The sequence below is a fragment of the Rhizobium sp. P1_E1 genome, assembly GCF_056406015.1.
Genome location: NZ_JBFUAY010000158.1, coordinates 1 through 10919, shown reverse-complemented (window position 1 = coordinate 10919; position 10919 = coordinate 1). Strand labels below are relative to the sequence as shown.

Sequence of the window (10919 nt, the reverse complement as noted above, 5' to 3'; positions counted from 1 at the left end):
GGCAAGAAAAGGGCACGCAGCATGACCCACAGCGTCCTCATCTCCGGTGCAGGCCAACTCGGCTCGCGCTACCTGCAAGGCCTTGTGAACTGTGCCAGCCCGCTTTGCATTCACGTTCAAGACGTCGATCCGGTGTCGCTCGCGAGAGCGCAACAACGCTGGGACGAGGTCGCGAAAGCGAACAGAGCCCATGAGATCCAGTTGCACACCTCCCTCGCAACGGTGCCGGCAGCCATCGACGTCGCGATTGTTGCAACTACCGCACGCTGGCGACCTGAGGTGGTGCGAGAAATTGCCGCGCGGACGACGGTAGGCGCCTGGATCCTCGAAAAGGTGCTGGCACAGAGTGAGACAGGGCTCGACGAGATTGAGCATCACGTTGGCCACGCCAGAGCCTGGGTGAACACGCCGCGAAGAATGCTCGACTGGCATCAACAGATCAAAGCGCAGCTAACGCCCGGTAAACCAATGCATCTGAAGGTCAGTGGAGGTGCATGGGGACTGGCCTGCAACTCAATCCACTTTCTGGACATGTTCGCCTGGTGGACCGGTGAAACGCCCACAACATTTGATACCAGTGAACTCGCACCTGGCTGGATCGAATCCAAGCGCCCCGGCAACTGGGAGGTCATGGGCACGCTTAAAGTCGACTTCTCGGGCGGATCAACTGCGACCCTGGAAGCCGGCGACGGAGATGTCTTCTACCGCTTTGAACTCGATGACGGCATACACCGCTGGGCCATCGACGAAGCGGCCGGCACCGCAAAACGATCCGACGGACTCGATTTGCCGGGGCGCCTCCCCTTCCAGAGCGAAGTAAGCGGCGCACTCATCGAGTCGATTCTTGTCGGCAACGATTGCGCGTTGCCGACTTTGGAGCAGTCGCTCGAGATCCATCGTCCTTATATTCGAGCCCTGCTTGATCATTGGTGCGTCGCCGTCAATGCCGAAGCCGGCGCTGTCCCCATCACCTGAAACCGAGGAACATAGACGTGAACATCTGGTTGATCGGCGCGGGGCCGCATGCCCGCGAATACGCCAAAGTCTTGCAACATCTGGGCCTGGACTTCGAGGTGATCGGGCGTGGCGAATCATCTGCACTGGCCTTTGAGGCCGCCACCGGCCACGCCGTACGGCGTGGCGGCTTGGTGCAAGCGCTCGCTGAGTCAGGAGCGCCAGCACGAGCGATCGTGGCAGCGAGTTTCGAGGAGCTTGCGCCGGTTGCACTCCATTTACTGGAGGCCGGCACCCGGCGCATCCTGCTTGAAAAGCCCGGTGGCCTGAATCTGGCTGAACTCGGCGCGGTCGCGGCGGCAGCCGAGCAGCACCAGGCCAATGTGCTGATCGCTTACAGCCGGCGCTTCTACGCCGCGACCCGGCAGGCACGAAAAATGATTGAGGAAGACGGCGGCGCACTCAGTTGCAGCTTCGAATTTACCGAATGGGCTCACACGATCGTACCGATGCCCCTACCCGATTCGGTCAAGCAGTCCTGGGTCATCGCCAACTCGTCGCACGTGCCCGACCTTGCGTTCCATCTCTGCGGCTTCCCGAAGGACTGGAAAAGCTGGCGTGCTGGCGCGCTTGACTGGCATTCGGCTGCCGCGCGGTTTTGCGGCGCCGGCGTAACCGAACGCGGTGTGCTATTTAGCTATCACGCTGACTGGGAAGCTCCTGGCCGCTGGGCCGTAGAGGTGCTGACCCGCAAGCGCAGGCTTATCTTCAAACCAATGGAACAGTTGCAGGTCACCCACCTGGCATCAGTCAAAGTCGAACCCGTCGTCATCGATGATGTAATCGACAAAGAGTTCAAGCCGGGATTGCATGCTGAGACCCGCGCTTTCATTGAAGGCGACGACACGCTGTTCTGCACGATCACCGATCAGCTTGAACACGGCGCTATCTACAGCGAGATGGCCGGTTACACAGCGACGCCCGAGACAGGCAGCAAGGCGGCCTGAAAAGATGACCTCGCAACTGATCGTTTTCGACAGGGACGGCACCCTGATAAGGCATGTGCCTTATCTCTGCGATCCGGCGCAGGTGGTCTTGTTGCCGGGCGTGCGCGAGGGCTTGACGCGGCTACGGGCCGCCGGTCACCTATTGTTTTTGCACACCAATCAGTCGGGGGTCGGTCGCGGCTATTTCCCGTTGGAGATGGCGGTTCGCTGCAACAACGAAATGCTGCGTCAGCTCGACCTCGGTCCGGCGCCGTTCGAAGAGATTTGCATCTGCCCGGAAGTGCCCGAGGCGCCCGCACTGTATCGCAAACCATCACCCAGGTTCGGCCTCGAACTGCTCTCGAGATATTCGAAACAGGCCGCCGATATCTGCTATATCGGCGACAACCTGAGCGATCTCATGACGGCTGCCAACCTCGGCTGCCGCGGCATTGGCGTAAACACCGGCGTGCACAACCTGCACCAAGAGCTCGCGGCTCGTTCGCTTGAGGCACATTTCGAGGTATGCGACAACTTCGGCGAGGCCGTTGACATGCTGTTGGCCTGGAGCAGTGAACATCATGGCTGAACCTCGCCTGCTGGTGCTCGCAGGTGGCTTCGGCACGCGCCTGCGCAGTGCCGTCTCGGACGTCCCCAAACCGCTGGCACCGGTCGCAGGCGAGCCCTACCTCGGCTATCTGGTCGACAACTGGATCGCCCAGGGGGTACGTTCGATGACCTTTCTGCTGCATCACCAATCCGAACTGATCGAAGAATTCGTTGGCGGGCTTGCGCAAACAGGTCGGCTTCACGGCTGCGAAGTCGACTTCCTGGTCGAACCCGAACCGCTGGGAACGGGTGGTGCCGTAGCCTACGCGGTACGGCAACATGCCCTCGCGGGTTCCTTCCTTGTCAGCAACGCCGATACCTGGCTCGGTAGCGGTATCAGTGCGGTATTTGCGGCCGAATCGCCTTCAATGGCCGTAATTTGCGTAGAAAATACGGAACGCTATGGCAGCGTACGGACGTCGGCCAATAAAATAGCCCTTTTTGAGGAAAAGCAAAGCAGCCGCGGTAAGGGCCTGATTAATGCGGGTCTGTACCATCTCGATGCGGACCTGTTTAGGCATTGGGATGGCAWGCCCTTTTCCCTGGAGCGGGATGTCTTCCCGGATTTGGCGGCCGCCAGCCGGCTGACAGCTGTTTCACTGAATACCGACTTTATCGATATCGGCGTGCCGGAAGACTATTTCCGGTTTTGCCGATGGATAGCGTCAAACAAGGCGGGAACCCTGTGAGCTTCGAATTATTCTTGATTTCAGAAAATGCGTCGTTGCGCGATGCATTGACGCAACTTGAAGCCAACCACCATGGCATCGTGCTGACGACCAATGCCGAAGGCATGGCGACCGGATTGGCGACCGACGGGGACGTGCGGCGCAAGCTGCTCGAAGGCGCGCAACTCGAGGACGCCATCAAGTCCTGCGCCAACCCTGACTTCGTCTGGGCCGACAAGGCAAGTTCGCGCGAACTGCTGCTCAAACAGCTCGACCACCACATCAAAGTCATACCGCTGCTCGACGAAAACCGGCGCCTGGCCGGAATCGTAAGCCGCGACCACATGCCGCGTCAGATCGAGGAGCCAGTCTATGCGCGGGCGCGCTCGCCGGTGCGGATCAGCTTTGGCGGTGGCGGTTCAGACCTCACGCATTTCTTCGCCGGTGAAGGCGGAGCCGTGATCAACACAACGATCTCGCTCTACAGCCACGCCACTTTGCGCAAGCGCGACGACACGCGCATCGAGATCCATTCACGCGACCTCGGTGAATCGCTGCATGCCAACGACCTGCAGCACGCGCTGTCACAAAAGGGCCGTTTCGGGCTGATCCTGGCATTGATCAAGGCAGTACACCCAGACTTTGGTTTTGAGCTCTACCTGCATTCCGATTTCCCGATGAATTCCGGGCTAGGTGGCTCGGCCGTACTCGCGGCAGCCGTGCTTGGCTGCTTCAATCAGTTTCGCCAGGACCGCTGGGACTCGCACGAAATCGCGGAACTCGCATTTCAGGCCGAGCGGCTCTATCTGGGTATTGCGGGCGGTTGGCAGGACCAGTATGCGACGGTGTTTGGCGGCTTCAATTTCATGGAATTCCGGATGGACCAGAACATCGTTCATCCACTGCGGATACCGGCCGATGTTCAGCTCGAACTTGAGGAAAGCCTGGTACTTTGCGATACCGGCTCACCACACGACTCCGGCGACATCCATCAGGACCAGCGCCAACAGATGCAGCAGCACGACATCAGGCAGAAAGTGCAGAACAATGTCGAGCTCACCTACCGCATTCGCAACCATCTGTTGCGCGGCAGGCTGCTGCAGTTCGGCCAGGCGTTGCATGAGTCGTGGCTGCTCAAACGCCAGTTCAGCAGCAAGATATCGAACGACCGGCTCGACCAAATCTATGAGGACGCGCGCGCGCACGGAGCCCTTGGCGGCAAGCTGCTTGGCGCCGGCGGCGGCGGGTTCTTTCTTTTTTATGTCACACCGTTCCGTAAACACGAGCTCATTGGAAAGCTCGAAAGCCTGGGCCTGAATGTGCGCCCATTCCGCTTCGAGCAGGAAGGGCTGCGCGCCTGGTCCGCGCGCGAAGGCAAGAATCAACCCCACCCGGAAAAGACATGAGCATCAGCATCTCCAATTTTGAGGTCGGAGCCGGCAGGGCATTTGTGATCGCCGAGATCGGGAACAACCACAACGGCAGCTTTGAGCGCGCCAGGCAGATGGTCGACCTGGCCGTCGAGATGGGCGCGGATTGCGCCAAGTTCCAGCTGCGTAAACTCGACGAGGTCTACCGCCAGCGCACCCTGCGCAAGGACGGCGAGGACCTCGGCACCGAATACGTGCTCGACCTGCTGCGCCGCTTCGAACTCTCAATTGAACAGCACCGCGAACTCGCAGCCTATTGCGGGAGCAAGGGCATTCTCTACCTCTGCACGCCGTGGGATCAACACAGCGTCGACGTGCTCGAGCAGTTGCACGTGCCGGCCTACAAGGTAGCCTCGGCCGACCTGACCAACCTGCCGCTGCTCGAGAAGCTCTGCGCAACCGGCAAACCGCTGATCCTGTCTACCGGCATGAGCCTGCGCGAGGAAGTCCAGGTCACCGTCGACTTCCTTAACAAGCGCAACGCTTCGTTCGTGCTGCTGCACTGCAACAGCACCTACCCGGCGCCGCTGCACGACATCCACCTGCGCTGGATGGAAAAACTCAAACTGATCCATCCACTGGTTGGTTATTCAGGCCATGAGCGAGGTATCGCCGTCACCCTGGCCGCGACCGGCCTCGGTGCCTGCGTGATCGAACGCCACTTCACGCTGGACCGCGGCATGGAAGGCCCCGACCACGCGGCCAGCCTCGAGCATGCGGAATTCAAGCGCCTGATCGAGGGTATCCGCGAGATCGAGCAGGCGCTCGGTGACGGCCGTGAGCGCCGCATCTCACAAGGCGAGATGATCAACCGCGAGAACCTCGGAAAAAGCCTGGTCGCCGCGAAAGCCCTCAAGAAGGGCTCGATCGTCCGGCCTGAGGATGTGCAGGTGCGCAGCCCTGGCCAGGGCCTGTCGCCGCAGCACTACGAAAAACTGCTGGGCCGCACCTTGCAGCACGACATGGCGGCAGAGGACTTCTTCTATCCGTCGGACCTCAAGGACGAACGGATCGAGCCACGGCCTTACCGCTTCAAGCGCCCTTGGGGGGTGCCTGTCCGTTACCACGACTTCGGTGAATACAACTCGCGCATCAAACCCGATCTGTTCGAATTTCACCTGTCGTATTCGGACATGGAGCTCAAGCTGGACGATTTCCTGAGTGGCACTTATCCCTGTGATTTTGTGGTCCATGCGCCCGAGCTGTTCGCCAACAGCCGGCTCATGGATCTGGCCTCGCCCGACGAAGACTACCGCCGCCAGTCGATCGCTGAAACCCAGCGCGTCATCAATATCACGCGCGGCCTCAAACGCTTCTTTCCGAAGACCATCCGACCGCCGATCGTCGCGAATATCGGCGGCTTCACGATGGACGCGCCGCTGCCGCCCGACGTCATCACGGCCTATTACGAACGCTTCGCAAAAAGCCTCGGCGAACTCGACATGGAAGGCGTCGAACTGATCCCGCAGACCATGGCGCCRTTCCCCTGGCATTTCGGCGGTCAGCGCTTCCAGAACATCTTCGTCCGCATCGAGGAAATCGTCGACTGGTGCCAACGCCTGAACCTGCGCATGTGTTTCGACATCTCGCACACGCGCCTGACCTGCAACCATTTCGGCATCGACTTCTATGACTTCGCCGAAAAGATCGCGCCGATCTCGGCGCACCTGCATCTCGGCGACGCCCAGGGCCTCAACGGCGAGGGCCTGCAGATCGGCGAAGGCGACATCGACTTCACGCGACTCRGCAGAATCCTGGAAAAAGGCTGCCCGACCGCTTCGTTCATCCCCGAGATCTGGCAGGGCCACAAGAACGGCGGCGARGGTTTCTGGATCGCGCTCGAAAAGCTGGAAGGTACCCTGTGAGCYTAGAGCAGATCAARACACAGATCGAAGCGTCCATCGCGGTCAAGCAAGCGCTGCTGGCTGACGGCGCGTTGCTGCAGCAGATCGAGAAACTCGCGCAGGCTTGCCTGGCCTCGCTGAAGGCCGGCGGCAAGATCATTTTTGCAGGCAACGGCGGCAGCTTTGCCGATGCACAGCATCTGTCGGCGGAGTTCACTTCGCGTTTCCTGTTCGACCGCGCGCCGCTCGCGTCGGTGGTACTGGCAGCCAACAATYCAGCGATCAGCGCGATCGGCAACGACTACGGCTATGAGTTCGTGTTTGCGCGCGAGCTCGAGGCACTGGCGAAACCGGAGGACGTCTTCATCGCGATCTCGACCAGCGGCAACAGTGCCAATATCCTGATGGCCGTCAAGGTCGCCCGCGAGCGCGGTGTGAGCACATTCGCCTGGACCGGCGCGAGCGGTGGCAAGCTCAATGAAGCTTGCGAATGCCTGCGTATTCCGTCGAATGAAACCGCGCGCATCCAGGAGTGCCACATTCTGGTCGGGCATATTCTGTGCGGCCTGGTCGAGGCCTGGTATTTTCCAAAGGGAGCCGAAAAGAAATGACAAAAATCGTGGCGCTGATTCCGGCGCGAGCGGGCTCCAAGGGAGTTCCCCACAAAAATATCAAACCCCTTGGCGGCCACGCGCTGTTGGCCTGGTCGATCGCCGCCTGCCTGCGGTCGGCAACCATCGACCGCGTCATCGTTTCAACCGACTCGGCCGAATACGCAGCGCTGTCACGGAAACTCGGCGCCGAAGCGCCGTTCCTGCGCCCTGAAGYGATCTCGGGCGACCGTTCGACCGACTATGACTTCATTGTCCACGCGCTCGACTGGCTGGCAGCCGAAAGCGGCGAGCCCGAATACATCGTGCATATCAGGCCAACCACGCCACTGCGCGACCCGCAGTTAATCGATGACGCAGTGAAAGCTTTCATCGCAGCGCCGCAAGCAACCGCGCTGCGATCGGTACACGAGATGTCCGAGTCGGCCTACAAGACCTTCGAGATGGCGGAGGGGGGCCAGCTCAAGCGCCTTGGTGCGGACAATACCGAGCTTGACGCGGCGAACAACGCGCGCCAGCAATTTCCGAACACCTACCAGGCCAATGGCTATGTCGATGTGCTGTCGAGCGCGTTCATCCGGAAGTCGGGTCTGATGCACGGCAACCATGTGCTGCCCTTCATCACGCCATCGGTGGTCGAGGTCGACACGCTTGACGATTTCGAACACCTGGAATTCCAGATCACCCGRATGCCGGGTGTATCACAAAAACTTTTCAACTGAAGACAATCATGGCCGCACATTCTTTTTCCCGCCTGCCCCAATCCGTTCCACCGGTCTCGACCGCCAACCGCCTGATCCAGACCGCGATCCCGACGCCGGGCACGCGCGAAGTGCTCGAACGGCTTGAGGCCTGCGAATCGCGTTCCATGCACGGGCAGTTGCCGCTGGTCTGGGATCGGGCCGAGGACTACAGCATTTACGACGCCGCTGGCAACCGCTGGATCGACTTCACCTCGACCATTTTTGTCGCGAACGTCGGACATTCAAATCCGCGCGTGACCGCCGCCATGAAAGAAACGCTGGACCGCCCGCTCTATGGTTGTTATGCCTATGCGAACGAAAACCGCGCGCGCTATCTCGAAAAACTGGTCGCGTTCGCCGGTGCGCCGTTCGAAAAGGCTTTCCTGCTTTCGGCCGGCACCGAGGCGACCGAAGGCGCACTCAAGCTCATGCGCATGAACGGCCAGAAGGARGGCAAACGCCGCCGCGGCGTGATCTGCATCGAAGGCAACTGGCACGGCCGCACGATGGGCGCGCAAATGCTCAGCAGTAATCTGGCCCAGCGCGAATGGATAGGCTACCAGGATGCCGACATTCACCACATCCCGTTCCCCTATCCATGGGCCCTGGCCGGGCGCACGCCGGAAGCGTTTCTGGACGAAAGCCTGGCCAGGCTCGAGAAGGCCGGCATCGACATTGCGCAAGACGTTTGCGGCTTCATGCTCGAAACCTTCCAGGGATGGGGCGCAGTGTTCTACCCGCCAGAATATGTACAGGCCATCGAGCGCGTCTGCCGCAAGCATGGCATCCTGCTGACCTTTGACGAAATGCAGGCGGGCTTTGGCCGCACCGGCAAGGCCTTCGGCTTCCAGCACTACGGCGTGACACCCGACCTGATCTGCTGCGGCAAGGGCATGGGCGGAGGCGTACCGCTGTCCGGCGTGATCGGCCGCGCCGCGATCATGGACCTGCCCGATGTCGGCAACATGAGCAGCACGCACTCGGCGAACCCCCTGGTCTGCGCCGCCGGCCTCGCCGTCATCGAGGAGATGGAGGATCGCAATCTTGTCGCCGAGACCGCGCGCAAGGGCGAGCTGCTGTTTGCCGCACTGCACAAACTGCAGGCGCGTTTTCCCGATCGCATCTCACACCTGCTGGGTCGAGGCCTGATCGCGGCGGTACTGTTCAAACACCCCAAGACCGGCACGGCCGACGGCCCGTTCACGAGTGAGGTCGCTGAACTCTGCATGCAGAAGGGGTTGCTGGTCGTGCATACCGGGCGCGAATCGATCAAGATCGGCCCTCCACTGACGATCACCGACGAAGCCCTGCTCGAAGGTGTGGATGTGCTCGGCGAGGCTATCGCCGAGATCGCGGCCAAATGATCACGCAGATTCGCCATACCGGCCTGGTCGTCGCCGACCTCGATGCGGCGCTGCGCTTCTGGCGGGACCTGCTGGGGTTCACCGTGGCACGGCAGATGGACGAGTCCGGGCCGCACATCGACGCAATGATGGGCCTGAAAAACGTGCGCCTGACAACGTCGAAACTTACCGCACCTGAAGGCGGCATGATCGAGTTGCTTTATTTCCATTCGCACCCAGACAGGCCAGCCTGGACCGGAACACCTTATTCCACCGGCTTTACGCATGTTGCAATGACCGTGAAAGATATCGACGTCCTCTGCAAAAAACTCGCAGGTGCGGGCGTCACTTTTTTTGCACCACCACAGCATTCCCCAGACGGCAAGGTCAAGGTCACCTACTGCCGGGGGCCCGAAGGCGTATTGCTGGAACTGGTCGAAATATTGCAGGAATGATCCCACAATGATCTTTACCCAACACTCTCACCAAGCCAGTTGCCCGCTCTGCAGGCAAGCAACCGCCAGCGTGCTGTCTACTACTTTGCGACGAGGCACAGGTATCGTTTTTTATTGTGAGTCCTGCCGACACGGTTTTCTTTCGGAGAATCAGGCACCGGACGCCAAAGCCTACTACGCAGAGAATTACCGCCAGGAGTATTCGCACAATGCCGAAGCCGCGGCGACCAACGCGCGCGAGATTTTCGACGTTTACAAAAATTACCAGCATGATCGGCTCAAGGCCATCAGGCCATACCTGTCGGCCGAAACCCGCCTGCTGGAAGTCGGCGCCTCATCGGGGCAGTTCCTGGTCAATGTCAAGGATCGCGTGGCGCTCGTCAACGCGATTGAGCTCGACAAGGCCTGCTGTGACTTCATGTCATCGGAGCTGGACATAGAGGCGGACTCAGAATTTCTGCGCGAGTCCCGCTTTGCGGACCAGCGATACGATGTGGTCTGTGCATTCCAGGTGCTCGAACACGTCGAGGATCCCGTTGTGTTTCTGCGCGACCTGCAACAGTCGACCCAAAAAGGTGCGACGCTGTTTATTGAAGTGCCCAACCTCAACGACCCGTTACTGTCGGTCTGGAATGTCAAGGCATACCAGAAGTTCTTCTACCATTCAGCGCATCTGCACTACTTCACCGAAGACTCACTAAGGAAAACCGCGCAGCTCGCGGGTTTCGGCAACGCGCAGATCGATATCTCATTCACTCAGGACTACAACCTGTTGAATCACCTGAACTGGATCATGAACAACGGACCCCAGGCGACCTGCAATGTTGGCCTCAGCGAAATCGACCTGGCCGGCACGGACACCGATATGTCGGCCTGGCTCACCGCGAAGATGAAAGCACTCAACGATGAATACGTCGCGCGACTCGTAAAGAACAAGGCAACCGCCAACATGATGATGGTGATCAAAAATGTCTGAGCGTATTGGTTTCATGCAGGGACGGCTGTCGCCGCTCGTCAACGGCCGCATCCAGGCTTTTCCATGGGACTGCTGGCAAGGTGAGTTTCCCACGGCCGCGGCTCATGGCTTCGGCCTCATGGAGTGGACGCTCGATCAGGACCTGCTCTACAGCAACCCGCTGCTGACCGAGGCTGGCCGCGCGGAGATCACGGCGCTGCGGGCAGGGCACGGGATACGCGTCGGTTCGCTGACTGGTGACTGCTTCATGCAGAGCCCGTTCTGGAAGGCCGATGCGGCACAAGCCGAGCAGTTGCAAGA

11 protein-coding genes and 1 pseudogene are annotated in these 10919 nt (G+C 60.2%); all 12 read left to right on the top strand.

Annotated elements, in window-relative coordinates; translation table 11 throughout:
* Positions 1-975 (top strand): Gfo/Idh/MocA family oxidoreductase (locus AC1D1Z_RS29295; protein ID WP_477852431.1); only part of this gene is annotated, 975 nt, incomplete at its 5' end.
* A gap of 17 nt (positions 976-992) precedes the next feature.
* On the top strand, positions 993-1961 hold the full coding sequence (locus AC1D1Z_RS29290) for a Gfo/Idh/MocA family oxidoreductase (RefSeq protein ID WP_477699792.1): 969 nt from the start codon (positions 993-995) through the stop codon (positions 1959-1961).
* 4 nt (positions 1962-1965) lie between these two features.
* The gene (locus AC1D1Z_RS29285; RefSeq protein ID WP_477668511.1) at positions 1966-2529 is read left to right on the top strand and encodes a D-glycero-alpha-D-manno-heptose-1,7-bisphosphate 7-phosphatase; all 564 of its coding nucleotides are present in this window, start codon (positions 1966-1968) and stop codon (positions 2527-2529) included.
* The gene (locus AC1D1Z_RS29280) at positions 2522-3238 is read left to right on the top strand and encodes a sugar phosphate nucleotidyltransferase (protein ID WP_477852429.1); all 717 of its coding nucleotides are present in this window, start codon (positions 2522-2524) and stop codon (positions 3236-3238) included. Before AC1D1Z_RS29285 ends, AC1D1Z_RS29280 begins: the two co-directional genes overlap by 8 nt.
* Positions 3205-4623: a GHMP family kinase ATP-binding protein gene (locus tag AC1D1Z_RS29275; RefSeq protein ID WP_477852428.1), complete on the top strand. Its 1419-nt coding sequence runs from the start codon at positions 3205-3207 to the stop codon at positions 4621-4623. The genes AC1D1Z_RS29280 and AC1D1Z_RS29275 overlap by 34 nt, the downstream gene beginning before the upstream one ends.
* The gene (locus AC1D1Z_RS29270) at positions 4620-6512 is read left to right on the top strand and encodes an N-acetylneuraminate synthase family protein (RefSeq protein WP_477852426.1); all 1893 of its coding nucleotides are present in this window, start codon (positions 4620-4622) and stop codon (positions 6510-6512) included. The genes AC1D1Z_RS29275 and AC1D1Z_RS29270 overlap by 4 nt, the downstream gene beginning before the upstream one ends.
* Positions 6509-7102 (top strand): D-sedoheptulose-7-phosphate isomerase, encoded by a 594-nt coding sequence (locus AC1D1Z_RS29265; RefSeq protein ID WP_477852424.1) that lies wholly within the window; start codon positions 6509-6511, stop codon positions 7100-7102. Before AC1D1Z_RS29270 ends, AC1D1Z_RS29265 begins: the two co-directional genes overlap by 4 nt.
* Positions 7099-7824 (top strand): acylneuraminate cytidylyltransferase family protein, encoded by a 726-nt coding sequence (locus tag AC1D1Z_RS29260; RefSeq protein ID WP_477852422.1) that lies wholly within the window; start codon positions 7099-7101, stop codon positions 7822-7824. The genes AC1D1Z_RS29265 and AC1D1Z_RS29260 overlap by 4 nt, the downstream gene beginning before the upstream one ends.
* 8 nt (positions 7825-7832) lie before the next feature.
* Entirely contained in the window at positions 7833-9209 is a 1377-nt protein-coding gene (locus tag AC1D1Z_RS29255) for an aspartate aminotransferase family protein (RefSeq protein WP_477699797.1), read from the top strand.
* The gene (locus tag AC1D1Z_RS29250) at positions 9206-9643 is read left to right on the top strand and encodes a VOC family protein (RefSeq protein ID WP_457281226.1); all 438 of its coding nucleotides are present in this window, start codon (positions 9206-9208) and stop codon (positions 9641-9643) included. Before AC1D1Z_RS29255 ends, AC1D1Z_RS29250 begins: the two co-directional genes overlap by 4 nt.
* Positions 9644-9650: 7 nt before the next feature.
* Positions 9651-10619, top strand: coding sequence for a class I SAM-dependent methyltransferase (locus AC1D1Z_RS29245; RefSeq protein ID WP_477668518.1), 969 nt, complete (start codon positions 9651-9653; stop codon positions 10617-10619).
* Positions 10612-10919 (top strand): annotated as a pseudogene (locus AC1D1Z_RS29240) (sugar phosphate isomerase/epimerase); the annotation flags it as partial. The gene AC1D1Z_RS29245 and the pseudogene AC1D1Z_RS29240, both read left to right, overlap by 8 nt.

Bases quoted from the DNA above. Each gene is read 5' to 3' on its own strand.
- AC1D1Z_RS29285 (WP_477668511.1), top strand. From the start codon at position 1,966: ATGACCTCGCAACTGATCGTTTTCGACAGGGACGGCACCCTGATAAGG.
- AC1D1Z_RS29275 (WP_477852428.1), top strand. From the start codon at position 3,205: ATGGATAGCGTCAAACAAGGCGGGAACCCTGTGAGCTTCGAATTATTC.
- AC1D1Z_RS29250 (WP_457281226.1), top strand. From the start codon at position 9,206: ATGATCACGCAGATTCGCCATACCGGCCTGGTCGTCGCCGACCTCGAT.
- AC1D1Z_RS29245 (WP_477668518.1), top strand. From the start codon at position 9,651: ATGATCTTTACCCAACACTCTCACCAAGCCAGTTGCCCGCTCTGCAGG.